At 62.4% G+C, this 17,090-nt stretch carries 14 protein-coding genes; 9 read left to right on the top strand and 5 right to left on the bottom strand.

What is annotated here, in order from left to right; all coding sequences use genetic code 11:
* Positions 1-28: 28 nt before the first annotated feature.
* The gene (locus VIL88_RS07675; RefSeq protein WP_331987459.1) at positions 29-1,528 is read right to left on the bottom strand and encodes a M81 family metallopeptidase; all 1,500 of its coding nucleotides are present in this window, start codon (positions 1,526-1,528) and stop codon (positions 29-31) included.
* Between the two features lie 23 nt (positions 1,529-1,551).
* Positions 1,552-2,712, bottom strand: coding sequence for an ROK family transcriptional regulator (locus tag VIL88_RS07670; RefSeq protein ID WP_331987457.1), 1,161 nt, complete (start codon positions 2,710-2,712; stop codon positions 1,552-1,554).
* Between the two features lie 264 nt (positions 2,713-2,976).
* Between VIL88_RS07670 and VIL88_RS07665 the strand changes: the two genes are divergently transcribed.
* From VIL88_RS07665 to VIL88_RS07655, 3 genes are all read left to right on the top strand, one after another.
* Positions 2,977-4,245 carry an ABC transporter substrate-binding protein gene (locus tag VIL88_RS07665; protein ID WP_331987456.1) on the top strand — a complete coding sequence of 423 codons (1,269 nt, stop codon included), beginning with the start codon at positions 2,977-2,979 and terminating at the stop codon, positions 4,243-4,245.
* A 64-nt stretch (positions 4,246-4,309) separates the two neighbouring features.
* Positions 4,310-5,215 (top strand): sugar ABC transporter permease, encoded by a 906-nt coding sequence (locus tag VIL88_RS07660; RefSeq protein ID WP_331987454.1) that lies wholly within the window; start codon positions 4,310-4,312, stop codon positions 5,213-5,215.
* Entirely contained in the window at positions 5,215-6,036 is an 822-nt protein-coding gene (locus VIL88_RS07655) for a carbohydrate ABC transporter permease (RefSeq protein WP_331987453.1), read from the top strand. Before VIL88_RS07660 ends, VIL88_RS07655 begins: the two co-directional genes overlap by 1 nt.
* A gap of 42 nt (positions 6,037-6,078) precedes the next feature.
* Here VIL88_RS07655 and VIL88_RS07650 read toward each other — a convergent pair whose 3' ends face one another.
* Positions 6,079-7,086, bottom strand: coding sequence for a LacI family DNA-binding transcriptional regulator (locus VIL88_RS07650; RefSeq protein ID WP_331987451.1), 1,008 nt, complete (start codon positions 7,084-7,086; stop codon positions 6,079-6,081).
* A gap of 165 nt (positions 7,087-7,251) precedes the next feature.
* Here VIL88_RS07650 and VIL88_RS07645 point away from each other — a divergent pair, with 165 nt between their 5' ends.
* The 6 genes from VIL88_RS07645 to VIL88_RS07620 all read left to right on the top strand — a co-directional run bounded on the left by VIL88_RS07645 (position 7,252) and on the right by VIL88_RS07620 (position 13,590).
* On the top strand, positions 7,252-8,574 hold the full coding sequence (locus VIL88_RS07645) for an alpha-L-fucosidase (protein WP_331987450.1): 1,323 nt from the start codon (positions 7,252-7,254) through the stop codon (positions 8,572-8,574).
* Positions 8,575-8,598: 24 nt separating this feature from the next.
* The gene (locus VIL88_RS07640; protein WP_331987449.1) at positions 8,599-9,384 is read left to right on the top strand and encodes a DUF4037 domain-containing protein; all 786 of its coding nucleotides are present in this window, start codon (positions 8,599-8,601) and stop codon (positions 9,382-9,384) included.
* Positions 9,385-9,462: 78 nt separating this feature from the next.
* Entirely contained in the window at positions 9,463-10,677 is a 1,215-nt protein-coding gene (locus VIL88_RS07635; protein WP_331987447.1) for a sugar ABC transporter substrate-binding protein, read from the top strand.
* A 59-nt stretch (positions 10,678-10,736) separates the two neighbouring features.
* On the top strand, positions 10,737-11,672 hold the full coding sequence (locus VIL88_RS07630) for a sugar ABC transporter permease (protein WP_331987446.1): 936 nt from the start codon (positions 10,737-10,739) through the stop codon (positions 11,670-11,672).
* A complete protein-coding gene (locus tag VIL88_RS07625; RefSeq protein ID WP_331987445.1) occupies positions 11,662-12,510 on the top strand; it encodes a carbohydrate ABC transporter permease in 849 nt (282 codons plus the stop codon). Before VIL88_RS07630 ends, VIL88_RS07625 begins: the two co-directional genes overlap by 11 nt.
* 15 nt (positions 12,511-12,525) lie before the next feature.
* Positions 12,526-13,590 carry a sn-glycerol-3-phosphate ABC transporter ATP-binding protein UgpC gene (locus tag VIL88_RS07620; protein ID WP_331987443.1) on the top strand — a complete coding sequence of 355 codons (1,065 nt, stop codon included), beginning with the start codon at positions 12,526-12,528 and terminating at the stop codon, positions 13,588-13,590.
* Between the two features lie 123 nt (positions 13,591-13,713).
* On the opposite strand, the gene VIL88_RS07615 is transcribed toward VIL88_RS07620, so the two are convergent.
* Positions 13,714-15,012 (bottom strand): phytase, encoded by a 1,299-nt coding sequence (locus tag VIL88_RS07615; RefSeq protein ID WP_331987442.1) that lies wholly within the window; start codon positions 15,010-15,012, stop codon positions 13,714-13,716.
* Between the two features lie 187 nt (positions 15,013-15,199).
* Positions 15,200-16,954: a PAS domain S-box protein gene (locus tag VIL88_RS07610; RefSeq protein WP_331987441.1), complete on the bottom strand. Its 1,755-nt coding sequence runs from the start codon at positions 16,952-16,954 to the stop codon at positions 15,200-15,202.
* Positions 16,955-17,090: the final 136 nt, after the last annotated feature.

The following is a 17,090-nucleotide window of genomic DNA, read 5'->3' as shown; positions in this document are numbered from 1 at the left end:
GATGATTTCCTGATCTTGCGGGGCGGCGTCACGAAGCGTCGCCGTAGATGTTGCCTTCCGGGGTCCACTCGAAATTGCGATCGAGCGGCCAGGTCGGCCGGGAGAGACGCTTCCATTCGAGGCGCGACATATCGAGCTGCGATGTGCCGTCGCTGAGAAGCAGGATGTGGCGCGCCATGATGTCTTCGAGGCGGGGATGGAGGTAGCCGAGCTTGACCACGTAGATCTTGTGGGCCACCGGATCGATGCCCATCGCCTGGAAGTGCTCGGGCGTGGTGATGCCAATGGGCTGGGCATGGAAGGTTGCGACGACATTGCCGATGCGCACCTTGGCCCAGGCGGCATCTTTGGAGCGGTAAGGCTGGAAGCCGCCCAGATCGAGCTCGTCGGCACAGGCCTCGACCCGGACCTTGACGCGACGCTCCGTCTTGGGTCGCGACATGTGTTCATCGCCAAGGACGAGCTCGACCTCGGCGCCGACACCGGCGGCAACGAGCCGGGACACGGCCTCGGGCGCGGTGATGCCAGCGACGACGATGTCTTCGTTGGCGCCCAGATCCAGCGCGGCCTGGAGCACCGTGGTCAACTCGCCTGCCGCGCCCGCCGTGGTGTTGTCACCCGAATCCGACACATAGACGGGCCGCTGCGGGCTGGTCAGCGCGCGTTTGAGGCCTTCGGCCACCTCTGCGGTTTCCATGCGCAGGATGAATTGCTCATGGGCGTCCCAGATGCTCTGGGCCAGCTTGACCGCTTGGCTGCGGGCGAGACTGGCGTCTTCCTCCGCCACGGCGAAGGCCGTGCATTTGGTCCAGGGGCGATCGTTCCAGGCGAAGCCGACGAGGATATTGGCTTCCATCATGCCCGGCACGGCGTCGAATTGGGGCAGGCTGCCGTAGAGTTCGCGCGCCGGGCTTGCTGAGGTAACGGCCGTTTCGCCAGGGATCAGGATCGGCAGGCTAACCGCCACCTTCTTGGGCTTTATGCCAGTACGCAGCACCTTGATGAGCTGGTCGGCGGCCCGATAACCGGTGGACTTGTCGTCACGATGCGGCGCCGTGCGCAGCACCGAGAACACCGTGCCGGCCTCCAGCAATTGCGGTGTCATGTCGCCATGGAGATCAAGTGACACGCCAATGGGCATGTCGGGCCCTACCAGGGCGCGGATGGCGCCGACGAAGTCGGAGTCGGCGTCTGCATCGAGGTTCTCCACCTCGAGCGCGCCGTGATTGACCACCAGCACGCCATCGAGTTCACCTGCCGTCGAGAGGAGGTCGAGCGTCTTGGCCTTGACCATGTCATAGGCCTCCGCCGTCATGATGCCGCCGGGGAGCGCGGTGGCCCAGAACAGCGGTACGGCCTCGATATCGCTGTCCTCAGCGATGCGCTCGAGCATGCCGCGCACCATCCACACGTCGTTGTCGCGCATCTGCTGCGGGTCGAACAATTGCAGGGACGCAAGCCCGGTCACCGCCGGTGACGACAGCATGATTTCGACCGAGAGGCCAACGATGGCGATACGCATAGACATGCTTTCTGGTGAAGTGTTCTAGATCAGGGAAGGACGTGGGAGCCGGCGATGTCGGTGACGCCGTTGAGCGCCAGGGCAATGCCGCCCAGGCGTGGGCCGCCAATGCCGGGCTCGGCGAATTTGACGATGTTCTCGCCATACATGGCCGGGTGCGCGAGGCGCCGCAGTGCCTTGTCGACCGAACCGGACAGATAGGGCTTGGCGGCCGAAAGATCGCCACCGAGCAGCACCAGCGGTGGATTGAAGATGTTGATGAGGCTCGAAATGGCCGATCCAAGCACTTCGCCGGCATGTTCGAGCACGTTGAGCACGATCGGTTCGCCGGCTTCGGCCAGCTCGATGATCTGTGCGAACGAGGTGGGCCGGACGCTCCCGAGCCGCGAAATCTCTTCGATAAGCGCCGATTCAGTCAAATAGGCTGCAAGGCAGCCCGAGGCGCCACAGCTGCAAAATCGCCCTTGGGGAACAATCTTGACGTGGCCTAATTCGCCGGCAAGTCCGCCCGCTCCCTTGTAGACAGTGCCATCAAGGAAAAGGCCCCCGCCGACGCCGGAGCCGGAGAAAAGATAGATGAAATTGTCCATGTCGACGCAGGCGCCGAACATGTGTTCGGCCATGGCCGCCGCCTTGCCGTCGTTGCCGACATAGACGGGGGCCGTGCAGCGCTGGGACAGCCGGCCGAGGATGTCGACGTCGCGCCAGCCCAGCACGGGGACGTGGACCAGCTTGCCGTCGTTGGCAACAAGGCCGGGCAAGGAGACGCCGATGCCCAGAACCTTGGCGCCCGAGCCCGTCAGCGAGACCACAGAGTCGATGCCGGTGGTGATGGCGATTTCCACATCGTCCAGCCGTCCATCGAAGGGCAAGACCTGCTCGGCAAGTACTGTCCCATCAAGGCCGCAGGCAACATAGATCAGCTTGCTAGCTTCGACTTCGACACCGACCAAGAGCCCCGACGCCGGCGAGATGACCAGACCTTCAGTGGGCCGGCCGCGGCCAGAGGCCGAGGCTTTCGCGCGCCGCTCCACAAGTCCGCGTTCAATGAACTCGTTGACGATCGAGGAAACCGTGGATTTGTCGAAGTGAGTGCGCTCGATGATCTCGCGTTGGGAGATGTCGGGCTGGATGCGGATGCGATGGAAGATCGAGTTGGCGTGAAAACGTCTCAGGAACGAACGATCCAAACCGGCCTCCCATTTTTCTAAACTGAAGAAAAATAAGCACGACTTTCTGGACCGGTCAATCCGCTCCTGTTGACGCTGCAGTCAGTTCAGGTCCGGGAAAGCTGAAAACTCGCGTAAAATCTGGTACTTGTGACTGCTCAAAAAGATTGCACCGCAAAAGTGATGCTCAAGTAGTTGACTCTCGGGGAGCGCTCCGGCAGATTTTTTCTTGTGAGAAGATTATTCTCATGAAGGGATGGCTACGGCCGGAGACAAGGTAGGGAAATGACAAAAACGAATTTGCTGGCCGCAATGGCCCTCTCACTTCTAGGTGCTACCGCGGTGCACGCGCAGGAAAACCTGGAAGTTTGGCACTACTACGCTGCCGGCTCTGAATTGGCCGGGATGAACGCGATGATCGAAGTGGGCAATGCCGCTGTCGAGGACGCCAACATCACCGGTGTGGTGATTCCTGGAAATGTGGTCGAGCTGCGCCGCCAGTTGCAGACGGCTTTCCTGGGTGGCCGTCCTCCGGCAGCCTACCAAAGCTCGATGGCCTATGAGCTCAAGACCTTCGCTGACGGCGGACAGCTCCATCCGCTGACGGATGTGTGGGCCACCATCAAGGGCGACGAGATTTTCCCTGAGGGCGTGCAGCGCGTCGTCAAGGTCGACGGCGTTCCCTATGGCGTTCCCTTCGATCTCTCGCTGATCAACAACGTCTTCTACAACAAGGAAGCCTTCGAGAAGGCTGGCGTCGAGGTTCCCACCGATTGGGACAGCTTCACCGCAGCCTGCGACGCGCTGCGCGAAGCAGGCTATCAACCGCTCGGCAATGCTGGCGGCACCTTCTGGAGCCTCTACAATTTCTATGCTGCCCTGGTGTCGGCAGTCGGCGAGGATGGGTATTACCAGATCGCTCGCGGCGAGCTTGGCTTTGACAGCCCCCAGTTCAGCGAAGCGCTCGACCTTTACCGCGACCGTATGGTCTCCTGCTATGCCCAAAACTGGAGCGGCAAGACCTGGACGCAAACCGCCGATGACCTGATCAACGGCAATACCGGCATGTTCATGATGGGCATCTGGGCGGCCGGCTATATGGACCAAGCTGGCTTCGCCGCTGGCGAGGGCTTCGACATGTTCCAGGCCCCGGGGACGGTGGGCAAGGCGATCTTCCAGATGGACGTGCTGGCCGTGCCGGAAGGGCCGGGCGTTGCCGCTGCCGATCAGTTCATCGCCGCCGTGACGACCCCGGAAGGCCAGGCGGCCTTTGCCGTGCCGAAGGGTTCGCTGGCGCCCAACGTCAATGTCGATCCGTCGGTCTACGGCTATGCCGGCGCCACCTTTGCCCGCCAGTTCTCGGAAGCTTCGGCCAACGATGCCGTGCTGCCGAACCTGTTCTTCCTGCTGCCGACCGATCTGGGCACCGAATTTGGCGTGCAGATCGAGCGTTTCGCGATCGATCCGTCCGACACGGTCAAGGCGGAGCTGATCGCCACCCTGGAGGGTCTGCGTCAGGAAGCCTTGGCGGAAAACGCCTTCATCAACTGGTAATTGACCCCGGGGGTGGCGCCTGAACGGCGCCGCCCCCTTTTGCATTCCAAACCAAGAGCATGCAATGGACCTGTCCCAAGGCCGCCTGAACCGAACGACGCTGACGCACCTGGCCTTTTTGGCTGTGCCTACGCTGCTGTTCGCAGTTTTTTACATCTACCCGGTCATTTCGAGCATCCACCTGTCGCTGCACGACTGGGACGGATTCTCGCCGCGCATGCGCTTTGTGGGTCTGCAGAATTACACCGTGCTGATCAACCAGCCCCGTTTCCTTCACGCGGCGCTCAACAACATCCTTTGGGTCGGCTTCATGCTGATCGTGCCCACCGGCGTCGGTCTGCTCCTGGCGGCGATTCTCGATCGCGGCATTCGCGGCGAGAAGGTCTTCCGCATCATCTTCTTCCTACCCTTCACCATCCCGGCCGTCGCCGTGGGCGCCATCTGGCGCTGGATGTACGAACCAGACAATGGCCTTATCACCACGGTGCTGGATCTGGTCGGTCTCGGCGGCCTGGCGCAGAACTGGCTGGGCGACCCCGCCATCGTCAATTTTTCGCTGATGGGCTCAGTCGCCTGGTGGACGACCGGCTTTGCCTTCCTTGTTTTCTTTGCAGGCCTTCGCAACATCCCGACCGAATGCATCGAAGCGGCGCGCATAGAGGGCGCCACGCCGTGGCAGGTGTTCTGGAAAGTAAGCTTCCCCCTGCTATGGCCGTCCACGATCATCGTCCTGGGCATGTCCGCGATCGACGCGATGCGCCTGTTCGACGTGGTTTGGGCCATGACCAAGGGCGGCCCGGCCTATTCCTCTGAAGTGCTCGCGGTGCAGATGTATGACCTCGCCTTTGGCCGTTTCGACATGGGACGCGCTGCAGCCGTCGCTGTCTACCTCTTCATCATCGCTGGCGTGATCATCATGCCCTACATCATCTACATGTCCCGCCGCGTTCAGGACAGCGAGGCCGAATAATGAGCAGTTCCATCCAGCAGCGGCAGACCGTCCTGACGCGCACCGTGCTCTTCGGCATGGCGATCATATTCATGACGCCGCTCGTCGTGGCGCTCCTGACCTCGTTCAAGTCACCATCCGAGATAACGCGGGTGATGAGCCTGCCGACCCAGTTCTATTGGGAGAACTACGCCATCGCCTTCGAGCGGGCCGGACGGACTTTCCTCAATTCCATCCTCATCACCGTTCCCGCTGTTGCGCTTTCCCTGCTGATCGGCGCAGTGGCCGGCTACCCGCTCGCCTATATGAGTGGCCGCGGTGGCAAGGTGGTCTACTTCCTCCTGCTCACCGGCATGCTGGTGCCGTTCCAGATCGTGCAGATCCCGCTGTTCTTTCTGGTGCAGCGCCTGGGGCTCTACGACACCATTCCGGGCATGTGGCTGGTCCATACCGCCTATGCCATTCCGTTCTGCACCTTCTTCATGCGCAACTTCTTTGCGTCCGTGCCGCGCTCCATGTACGAGGCAGCGCTGATCGACGGCTGCGGCCCGGCCACCTATTTCTGGAAGCTGCTGCTGCCGGCATCGGCTTCGGGCCTTGCGGCCCTTGCCATCATCCAGAGCCGCGCCATCTGGAACGACCTGCTTTTTGCCATTACCCTGACCACCAGCGACAATGCCCGTCCGGCCACTGTTGCCATTGCCGGTTTCGCCAGCAGCCTTCAGGTCGAATACGGACCGCTGATGGCCTCGACGGTCGTTTCGGTGATCCCCGTCATGGCCGCATATCTGCTGTTTCAGAAATCGTTCGTCCGAGGTCTCCTCGGCGGTGCTGGAAAGTAGAGGGCGCCGTGGTGTAGCGGCGCCGCCCGCTGCCGCTTCACATCAAAGACGACGGCAGGAGGTACCCGGTACAAATTTTGGTGCCAGGACGAGGTCCTGCGCCGGCTCATGGGCAGCTTCCGCGCTGGTGATGCGGTGCAGCAGCCGACGGGCGATGATGTTGCCGAGCTGGAGCGTATCCTGCACCACCATAGTGATGCGCGGAGTGATGACGCTGCTCCACTGCACATTGTCGATCATGGCCAGCGAAATATCGTCCGGGCAGGAAAAGCCCAGTTCCTGCATGGCCTGCAGCGCCGCCAAAGCCATCGCATTGTTGGCGCCCAGAATTGCGGTGGGCCGCTCCGGCTGGATCAGGAGGCGCATGGCCGCTTCATAGCCGGCGGAGCGCGTGAACTGTCCATCGACCACGTAGTTGGGGTTCACCTCCACGCCGGCACTGGCCATGGTCTCGACGAAGCCGCGATAGCGTTCCGATGCCGTGTGCAGGTGCTGCGGACCGGCGATGAAGGCGATGCGCCGATGCCCGAGCTGCAGGAGGTGCTCGGTCAACATGGCTCCGGCCAGGAAATTGTCCGAGCCCACGAAGTCCCGCTCGATCCCCTCGACCTTCTGGTCGAAGCACACCATCGGCACCTTGATGGACTGGATGAACTCGACATAGTCGGCGCCGAAGCTCGATGGCGCCAGGGCCAGTCCGGCAATCTTGAGGCCGATCAGATGCTCGATCAGGGCGCGCTCGCGCTCGAGCTTGCCCGAGGAGTCGGTGATGAGCACGAAATGTTCGTGCTCGAGGGCGTAGTTCTCCAGTTCGCGCCGGATGTCGCCGAAGAAAGGATTGCCGACATTGCCCACCACGAAGCCGATCATCTTGCTGCGGCCACGGGCGAGGCTTTGTGCCAGCGGATCGGCCACGTAGCCGACCGCAGTCGCCGCGGTGCGGATGCGCTCCAGCGTGCGCGCGCTCACCCGGCCTGGATTGCTGAAGGCGAGCGAAACCGTCGACACCGAAACCTCGGCCAGTGCGGCAACATCCCGGATTGTGGCCATCAGCTCCTTCTCGAACCGCTTCTATGAACCTCCGGACCTTACCAGGACCCTGGTATGGCTCGCTTAGGTACTCCGGAGAACACCTTTAGACAGGGCTTGACTCTCCGGCAACAAGAATCAAGGATGTTGATCGAACCGGTTCGATACGCCGGAAGGGAGGATGAGATGAACGAAGCTTTCGCCGTAAGCAGCAGCGCTAGCATGTCCGATGGCAAGACGTGGTTTATCCAAGATCGCTTCGGCATGTTCATCCACTTCGGCCTCTATGCGCTCGCAGCGCGCCATGAATGGGTGCAGAACCGCGAAGAGATCGGCTCCGAGCAGTACCGAAAGTATTTCGAGAACTTCGACCCGGACCTCTATGACCCGCGCGAGTGGGCAAGGCGGGCGCGGCAGGCTGGCATGAAATATGTGGTGCTGACGGCCAAGCACCATGAAGGCTTCTGCCTCTGGGACAGCAAATACACCGACTACAAGGCCACCAACACGCCTTACGGCAAGGACCTGCTCAAGCCCTATGTGGAGGCGTTCCGCGCCGAGGGGCTGAAGGTGGGCTTCTACTACTCGCTGATCGACTGGCACCATCCGCAGTTCCCGATCGACGGCATCCATCCCTTACGCAACCACGCCGATGCGCTTGAAATGAACAAGACGCGCGATGTGCGGCAGTATGCCGAATACATGCGCAACCAGGTCACGGAATTACTGACCGAGTTCGGCGAAATCTCGGTGATCTGGTTCGACTTCTCCTATCCCAACCGGGAGCATCGCGGCATGCCCGGCAAGGGTCGCAACGATTGGGAGAGCGAGGAGCTGATCGGCCTGGTGCGCAAGCTGCAGCCCGACATCATTGTCGGCGACCGGCTCGACCTGCCGCCGGATGGCAATTTCCCCAAGGACCTGGCGACGCCGGAGCAATATACGCCGCGCGTTGCCCCCACGGTCAACGGCAAGCCCGTGCGCTGGGAAGTGTGTCACACCTTCTCGGGCTCATGGGGCTATCACCGCGACGAGAACACGTGGAAGGACGCCGGGCAGCTCATCAATATCCTGGTCGATACGGTAGCCCTGGGCGGCAACCTCCTGATGAATGTGGGGCCGACTGCGCGCGGCACCTTCGACAAGCGGGCCATCACGGCGCTTGAGACCTATGGCGAGTGGATGCGGCTCAATGGCCGTTCGATCTATGGCGCTGGTCCCTCGGAGTTCAAGGCACCCAGTGGCTGCAAGTTCACCCAGAAAGGTAACCGCTTGTACCTGCATCTGCAGGCCTGGCCCTTCCGTCATGTCCATGTCGAAGGCCTGGGGCGCAGGATCAAGTATGCGCAGTTCCTCCATGATGCGAGCGAGATCCAGTGGCTCGATCCCGATGCGGAGGTGGACTCCAATATCGGGGTGGCGGTCGGCGATGGCATGCTGACGTTGGAATTGCCGGTGCTCAAACCCGACGTCGTGTCGCCTGTCATCGAACTCATCCTCAACGACTAGACGGGAGGGCGGCGAGGCACTGCCATGCGCCAGGAGGCGGAACTGATCGCGGCCATGACGCCGCTAATCGCCGATCTGGCAGGCGACGGGCGGGGCGCTGTTGCCCTGGCCGGATCGCGCGGCAAGGGCCGGGCGGATGCACAGTCGGACTACGATTTCCGGGTCTATGCCCATGCCTATCGCAGGCCGGACATTGCGGAAACGGCGCAGTGGCAGCGCTTCGAGGAGGCCAGGCGCAGCTGGGAGGGGAGGGGTTATCGCATGGACGGAGTTTGGATGCGGTCTTATGCCGGCGTACGGCAGGACCTTGCAGCCTGGATCAGCGGCGCGCCCGTCTCCAAGAGCTTTGAATGGACCATCTGGGGCTATCATCTTCCCACCGACCTCGCCAACCAGCAGATCGTCTTCGATCCCGATGGCGTGCTGGCCGGCTGGAAGGCGGAACTCGCCCGCTATCCGGAGGCACTGCGCGAGGCAACGCTCCGCCACTACCGCGCCATTCTGGCCTATTGGGCCAGCGACTACCACTACCAAAGCAAGGTCGACCGGCGGGACCTGGTGTTCCTGGTGGGCATCAGCGGCAAGCTCGCCAATGCCATCCTGCAGGTCGTCTTCGCCTTCAACCGCGTCTACTATCCCGGCGACGGCTGGAACTTGCCCATGGCGGCCGACCTTGAGCGGCTGCCTCCCGATTTCGTTGCGCGCATGACGCGGATGCTAGAGCCCGGCGCGAGCGAGGACGCCTGGCACCGGCAGCGCACGGACTTCATCGCCATGATCGACGACCTGGAGGTGATGCTTTCCGCCTGACTGGCCGCGGCGCCAGCCTGGCTGGCACTTCGGAGCCCATGACCTGACTATCAACCTGTAGTTTGAGGAGAGACTACCGTGAAACTGTCGAATGTTTTGGCTACCGCCTTGCTGGCCAGTAGCGCCTTTATTGCCACCGCCCATGCCCAGGAGCAGGTGAACCTGACCTGGCAGATGTGGGGGGATGAGAATGACACCGAACTCTTCACCAGCCTGGCCGACCTGGTGACCGCCGAATACCCCAATATCAAGGTCACGCCGCAATTCTCGGGCTGGACCGACTACTGGACCCGCCTGCCGGTCCTGGCCTCATCAGGGCAGATTGCCGATATCGTGGCCATGCAGTCCATGCGCATGCCGAGCTTTCATTCCATCCTGGAGCCGCTCAACCCGCACTTCGAGGCCGATGGCTTCGACACCTCGGTCTTCGAGCCCTCGATCATGGCCGGACTTTCCCATGAGGGCACGCAATATGCGCTGCCCTATGACGTGGGCCCGTGGCTGGTCTACTACAATCGGGACAAGTTTGCTGCAGCCGGGCTCGAGGAGCCGGCGCTCGACTGGACCTTCGACGACTTCAAGGCCGCAGCCGCGGCCCTGACCGAAGGCCAGACCTACGGTTATGCCGTTCAGGCCTTCGACTTCATCGCCGGACCCGTGGCGCTGGGCGCCGAATATTTCAACGACGCCGACCAGTTCGAGTTGACCAATCCCGGCTATGTCGATGCGGTCACCAAATATGCCGAGCTGGTCTCGGTCGACAAGGTTTCGCCGGTTTTTGCCTCGGGTGCTGGCGCCGTGACCGGCAGCGGCCACTTTGCCGCCGGCACCGCCGCGATGTATATCGATGGTCCATGGGTGCTGCTCCAGACCAAGGACAGCGTCGACTTCGAGATCGGCGTTGCGCCCCTGCCGCACGGCGAAGGCGATTCCCGCTTCATCACCGCCGGCTCCGGCTGGGGCATCTCCGCCGCCAGCCAGCACAAGGAAGAAGCCTACAAGGCGCTGCAGATCCTGACCGGCCCCAAGGCGGCGGAGATCCTCGCCTCGGCAGGCCGCGCCCTGCCGGGCCGGGTTGCAGAGCAGACCTACTGGTACGATGTCGCCGCCAAGGACGTGGCCGGCACGCGCGAAGTGCTCGCCTTTATGTTCGAACACACAACGCCCTTCCGCATCAACGAATACTGGAACGAGTTCGAGAACCTCATCACCCAGTACATGCCCGTTGCCCTCAATGGCGACTCGACGCCCGAAGCGGTGCTGGCCGATATCCAGAGCCAGCTTCCGTTCTAGGCGATCTGGCTCGGCCGGATCACCGGCCGGGCCGTTTCCACTGCCAGAGGGAGGAGACCATGGCGGCGATCGACAATCTGCCTGCGGCGCCGGTCGCAGCGCGCAAGCGCTGGGGCAATCGGCTGGATCGGCTGGAGGCGCGCACGGCCTTCTTCTTCCTCTTGCCGGGCCTTATCGGCATGATCCTGTTCCTGGTCGTGCCGATCGTCGCCTCGGTGGTGCTGAGCTTCACCAACTGGAAGCTGCTGGGGCAGCCGCAATTCGTCGGCATTTCCAACTATGTCCGCCTGTTCACCGCTGACCCGCAATTCTGGCCGGTGCTGCGCAACACTCTGTTTTTCACCGCCGAATACCTGGTGCTCAACATCGTCATCTCGCTGGGCCTGGCGGTCTGGATCTCCAGCCTCAAATACGGGCAGAAGTGGTTCCGGGTAATCTTCTTCCTCCCCACCTTCACCCCAGGCATCGCCGTCGCCATCGTCTGGATGCTGATCTTTGCCCCCAATGGCTTCTTCGACTTCGTGATGGGCTCGCTGTCGATCCACATGCCCAGCATGCTGACCGATCAGAAGCTGGCCATGCAGGCGGTGGTCATCGTCTCGCTCTGGGCCGGCGTGGGCTACAACACGGTCCTGTTCAATGCGGCGCTCGACATGGTGCCCAAGAACTATCTGGAGGCCGCCCGCATCGACGGCGCCAATGCCTGGGACCGGTTCTGGAAGATCCGCCTGCCGCTCATCTCGCCCACCCTGTTCTTCGGCACGGTGATGACCGCCATCACCTCGCTCCAGGTCTTCGACCAGATCTACGTGATGACGCGCGGCGGCCCCGGCAATGCCACCGCAACGCTGGGCTACACCATCTACCAGCGTGGCTTCCAGAATTTCCAGATGGGCTACGCCTCCACCATCGCCTGGGTCATGTTCGCGCTGATCATGGCGCTGACGGCGATGCAGTTCTGGCTCCAGCGCAAGTGGGTGCACTATGACAACTAGGTCCCGTTCCCGCTCCACCCTCCTCTTGGACATCCTCAATCACGGAGCTTTGGCGCTGGTCGCGCTGCTGTTCCTGTTTCCTTTCTTCTGGATGGTGTCCAATGCCGTGCGCAGCAATGCCGAAGTGATGGCCATCCCGGTCCGCATCCTGCCGACGGTCTTTGAGTGGGACAATTTCGCCAAGGCCTGGACGCAGCTGCCCTTCGGCCGCTTCTTCCTCAACAGCCTCTTTGTTTCGCTCAGCGTCACCGTCATCACCGTGGTGATCTCGTGCCTCTCCGGCTATGCCTTCGCACGGCTGAAGTTTCCCGGGCGCGAGGCGCTGCTGGTGACCTATCTCGGCACCCTAATGGTGCCCGCCATCATGCTGATCATTCCGCTCTACCTGATCGTCAACAGCCTGGGCATGGTGAACACCTTCCAGGGCGTCATCCTCCCGGTGGCCTTCGGCACCTTTGGCGCCTTCCTGATGCGGCAGTTCTTTCTCTCCATTCCCATGGAGCTCGAAGAGGCAGCGCGGGTCGACGGCGCCTCGCGCCTGCGCATCCTGGTCAGCGTCATCGTCCCGCTCTCGATGCCGGCGATCGGCCTGCTCTCGCTCTTCACCTTCATCGGGCAGTGGAACAACTTCCTCTGGCCGCTGATCGTGATGACCGGAACCGAGAATGCCACGCTCCCGGTGGGGCTGACCTATTTCCAGTCGCAGCAGGGCACGCAGTGGAACTTCATCATGGCCGGCGCTGCGCTGTCGATGCTGCCCGGCATCGTCCTCGCCATCCTTTTGCAGAAGCTCATCTACAACTCCATCGCCCTCAATGCGGGCATGGGCGGTCGCTGACCGGGGAGAACCAGAATGGCCAATGTCACCATCCGCAATGCGATCAAGAGCTATGGTCCGCTCCAGGTACTGCACGGCGTGTCGCTTGCCGCGCGCGACGGAGAGTTCGTCGTGCTTGTGGGGCCCTCCGGCTGCGGCAAGTCCACGCTGTTGCGCATGATTGCCGGGCTCGAGAGCATCACCGATGGCGAGATCGATATCGGCGGGCGGGTGGTCAATGACCTCGAGCCCAAGGAGCGCGACATCGCCATGGTGTTCCAGTCCTATGCGCTCTATCCGCACATGACGGTGCGCGACAACATGGCCTTCTCGCTCAAGCTGTCGCGGCAAAGCCGCGCCGACATCGAGGCTGCGGTCAATCGCGCTGCCGCTATTTTGGGCCTTGAGCCGCTGCTCGACCGCTATCCACGCCAGCTTTCAGGCGGGCAGCGTCAGCGCGTCGCCATGGGCCGCGCCATTGTGCGCAACCCGGCCGTGTTCCTGTTCGATGAGCCGCTGTCGAATCTCGATGCCAAGCTGCGCGTGCAGATGCGGGGCGAGATCAAGGCCCTCCATGCCCGGCTCGGGGCCACCATGATCTATGTCACGCACGACCAGATGGAGGCCATGACCATGGCCGACAGGATCGTGGTCATGCGCGATGGGCGCATCGAACAGGTGGGCTCGCCGCTCGACATCTACGACAATCCCGCCAACAGCTTCGTTGCCGGCTTCATCGGGTCTCCGGCCATGAACTTCGTTCAAGGGGTTGTGGTGCGCGAGCCCGAACTGGCGTTGCGCGACGACGAGGGCACAAAGTGGCCGCTCCCCCAAGGAGATGACGCTCTGGTGGGACGTTCGGTGATCCTCGGCATTCGGCCGGAGCACGTTGCTTTGAGCGAAGTTGGCCTATCGGGAATTCTACGAGACATCGAACCAACTGGCTCTGAAACCCACCTCAAGGTCCAGATCGGGCAGACCGCAGTCGTCATGCTTACTCGACAGCGGCTGACGGTCCCAGTGGGGACGCCGGTCCAAGTGCAACTGGACACAGACCACATCAAGCTGTTCGACCAGAATACAGGCCTCAGGTTGCAGTAGGGCGAAACAGTGGTGCTGAGATATTTCACAGCACCTCACTGTCCCGGCCCTTGAAGCAACTCCCGCCGGAACCGCATCCTGATGGACGGATCCTCGACGTTATGTCCGCTGCGGGAGGGACTGCTATTGGCCTGCTGCTACTGGCTGCGGGACCACAGCGAGTGGCGGCTCGAACGTCTCGGCGATGGCTTTCCAGTCCACGAACTTGAAGTTGGTGGACGCGGTTTCGCCGTCAAGCCCGTTGAGGTCACCGGCATACCCGTCCTGGGTGATGAAGAGACCGTTCTCAAAACCGGGCAGCGTGATGGACGTCACGTCGGCACCATCGCTTTCCTGCACTGCATCCATGTCTCCCGCTGCACTGACCCGGAACTGGCCCAGCAGTTCGAAGCCGGACGTGATGTCGAACACAGCGAAGCTGTCGTCATAGGGCGCATCGGGTGCCGGGGCATCGCCATGGGCTCCGCCCTGGCTCGACGCGAGCAGATAGCGGACGTCCCCACCATAATAGATCGTCAGACCTTCGACATCGCGGGCAATGACGCTGTCTGGATTGTGGAAGCTGCTTTCGCTTGAGCCACGCGTTGCATAGAGCAGCTCTGGCTCCCCGCCCGACAGCGCAACACTCCAGATGCCGACGTCTTCCTGGCCAGCGTAGATCACACCTGTTTCCCGATCGATCACGGTGCCTTCGAACTGGGGGCTGAAATCGAGCAGCGGGTCGTCCTCGTTCTCTGCAAACAGATCCTGGCCGTCATGCTCGGAGGGAACGGTGAAGTCATGGTCGAGCGTGGCCGACACATGGCCATCTGTGGTTTCGGCGAGCGTGAAGATCCCCACCGTTGGCTGGTGGCGCTGCGTGCCCACGACCCAGGTCTTGCCATCGGCGGGGTTGCGCCAGGCTGCAAGGCCATAAACTGTGTTCTGGTCATCAACCGGGTTGTCCTCGGTCGATCCACTTGCCAGGTAGCGCGTGGGAAATGCGCGGGCCGCCGCCGGGTCGGTGACCTCGGTCAGGGGCTCGGCTATGGCGGCATCAATCCGGAAGGTGCGGATGACATCGAGCCCACGGTCCGCGGCAACGACAAGATCGACCGGCTCGCCGCCAAGTTCGAAGCCATAGACGACATCGACATTGTTGATGCGGCCGTCTTCCGCCGGGATAATGCTTTGCACCAGCTGGCCATCCAGATCATAGACGCGGATGCCGCCATTTTTCACCGCGGTGACAATCAGGCTGCGGGCCGGGTCCGCGGCATTGATCCAGATCGCCGGATCGTCGGCATCGGCATCATTGTCTGCCTCTGTAAGGGCGAGTGTCTCGAGCCTGGGAGCAACTTCGGCAATGGAGGGTTGCTGAGCCAGGACGTGCTGGCAGGTACCGGCAAGGAGAATCGAGGCAATGGTCAGTGCGCGCATCATGGTCATGTACCGTGGGTAGGTGATGACCGAGTTTGGCACTGGCGAGCAACGGTGTGATGACGGTCGCACCGGCAGAAGCGCGCGAATAGCAGACTGCCTCAGATCCGAATGTGCAAGAGGGGGCCGGCTGATACGTCCGCTGACCGTCCCGCCTGACCCGCTCGCGCGAGCGGGTACTTGCGACTGCCTATCGAAGCGAGCACGAGAGGTGAAAATGCACCCCATCCGGTGCAAAGCTGAGGCTTGTTTCGCCCCCCTTGCCCTGGAGGAGCGCACCGCCCAGGAGGCGAGAGCCAAAGCCGGTGCGGGCCGGCTGCGCCACAGGAGGGCCGCCCCGCTCCCGCCAGTCCAGGGTGAAACGGCCCTTGTCTTGGGACCAGACGATCTCGACGCCCCCCTCTGGGACGCTCAGCGAACCATATTTGACCGCGTTTGTCGCCAGCTCGTGGAGGCCCAGAACGATCGCCGCGGCGAGGTCGGGCTCGAGCTGCACGGACGGTCCATTGGTCGTGATCTGGTCATTCTCGTTGCCGCGAAAGGGTGCCAGCGCCACATCGGCCAAGGCTGCCATCTCGGCGCCCTGTTCGCTTTTCGTGAGCAGTTCGGTGGCCCGTACATAGGCAGCCAGGCGCTGCGAGAACACCAGCTTGCCTTCTTCAGCGGGTCGGGGTGCGCGGAAGGATTGATCCACCAGCGCCTGCACCAGCGTCAGCGAGTTCTTGACCCGGTGTTCCATTTCCCGGGCAATCACGGCGAGTTTCTCCTCGCTCTGCCTGCGCTCGGTGATGTCCATGGCAACGCCGATGGCGCGGGCATGCCCGTCTGCCAGGGGCTCAGCCTCCTGGGCCTGGACCAAAAGCCATTTGACGGAGCCATCCGGCATGACGTGCTTCACCTCGGCGCGGATGCGGTTCTCGCCCCGCAGCCGGGCCTCGCGTCCAAGTTCTTCGATCCGTTGCTGCTCGCCTGGAGCATAGCGCGAGCGGAACTCGTCGGAAGTTGGCCGAGCGTCTTCTGGGAAGCCGTAAAGGCGGTTGAGGGCGGGGGAGGGGGATAGCCTGTCCTCGGTGATGTCGAGCTCCCACACCGCCAGCTGCGCGGCGTCGAGCGCCAGACTTAGTCTGGCAGCGGCGTCCTGGAGCGACTGCTCCCTGACCACTTCTTCAGTGATGTCCTCGAAGGTGCCGATATAAACCAAAGGCGGTCCGTCAGCCCCCCGGTCGAACAGGGCTTCGCCATGTGCCGCGATCCAGCGCAGCTCACCGTCCCGCTCCCGGCTGATGCGGTAGCGATAGGGCTCCCGGGCGCGAATGGCCGGGTCAAGCGCCGCTGCCGACAGGCGCGTGACTTCGGGCAGATCCTCGGGATGAATGAGGCGGCGAACATGCTCGAAGGAGATGGGGCTGCCGGTTGGCTCGATGCCGAAGATGTCAAGGGCCCGGTCAGAGAAGTGGAAGAGGTTGGAGGCGAGATCCCACTCCCAGCTGCCGATGCCGGACGCCTCCATAGCGATTTGCAGACGCCGCTCCACGCGCAGGCGGGCAAGCTCGGCGGATTTGCGCGCCTCGTTGTCGACGATGGAGCCGATATAGCCTTGCAAGGCGCCGCCTGGTCCCAGAACAGGCGCCGCTGAATCGAGCACCCAGTGAAACTCGCCCGCCTGGTTCCGCACCCGGTACTCAGTTTGGTAGGGGCGGCATTCTGCTTTAGCCTGGTCGAATGCGCCCTGAACGCTTGCCCAGTCGTCAGCATGGATGCACGACAACCAGCCCGAGCCGAGCCCGTCTTGTTCCGACTGTCCAGTGAAATCACGCCAGGAGCGGCTCAGAAAGGTGCACTCGCCCTCTGGCGTAGCCACCCAGATCATGACGGGAGCTATATCGATGAGCGCGCGAAAGTCGTTGTCGGTCTGGATAGCGCGGGACGTGAGTTGGTCTGGCAAGATCAAGGCCCGTTCTGGAGGCGAAGCGCTCTTGACCGACCTTAGCCAATTTGCGGAACAATGAAAGTGCTTGGGACACTTATCGCCAGCAAGCACTGCCCTTCTGCAAACTACTGGCAGCGCTCACACCTTGTGC

Source organism: Devosia sp. (assembly GCF_036563435.1).
In the GTDB taxonomy this organism is placed as follows: Bacteria; Pseudomonadota; Alphaproteobacteria; order Rhizobiales; family Devosiaceae; genus Devosia.
The sequence above is the reverse complement of the archived record's forward strand: the minus strand, read 5'-3'. Positions and strand labels throughout refer to the sequence as shown.

Coding starts and splice junctions, on each gene's coding strand:
- VIL88_RS07675 (WP_331987459.1), bottom strand. CDS start 1,528: ATGTCTATGCGTATCGCCATCGTTGGCCTCTCGGTCGAAATCATGCTG.
- VIL88_RS07665 (WP_331987456.1), top strand. CDS start 2,977: ATGACAAAAACGAATTTGCTGGCCGCAATGGCCCTCTCACTTCTAGGT.
- VIL88_RS07660 (WP_331987454.1), top strand. CDS start 4,310: ATGGACCTGTCCCAAGGCCGCCTGAACCGAACGACGCTGACGCACCTG.
- VIL88_RS07655 (WP_331987453.1), top strand. CDS start 5,215: ATGAGCAGTTCCATCCAGCAGCGGCAGACCGTCCTGACGCGCACCGTG.
- VIL88_RS07650 (WP_331987451.1), bottom strand. CDS start 7,086: ATGGCCACAATCCGGGATGTTGCCGCACTGGCCGAGGTTTCGGTGTCG.
- VIL88_RS07645 (WP_331987450.1), top strand. CDS start 7,252: ATGAACGAAGCTTTCGCCGTAAGCAGCAGCGCTAGCATGTCCGATGGC.
- VIL88_RS07640 (WP_331987449.1), top strand. CDS start 8,599: ATGCGCCAGGAGGCGGAACTGATCGCGGCCATGACGCCGCTAATCGCC.
- VIL88_RS07630 (WP_331987446.1), top strand. CDS start 10,737: ATGGCGGCGATCGACAATCTGCCTGCGGCGCCGGTCGCAGCGCGCAAG.
- VIL88_RS07625 (WP_331987445.1), top strand. CDS start 11,662: ATGACAACTAGGTCCCGTTCCCGCTCCACCCTCCTCTTGGACATCCTC.
- VIL88_RS07620 (WP_331987443.1), top strand. CDS start 12,526: ATGGCCAATGTCACCATCCGCAATGCGATCAAGAGCTATGGTCCGCTC.
- VIL88_RS07615 (WP_331987442.1), bottom strand. CDS start 15,012: ATGATGCGCGCACTGACCATTGCCTCGATTCTCCTTGCCGGTACCTGC.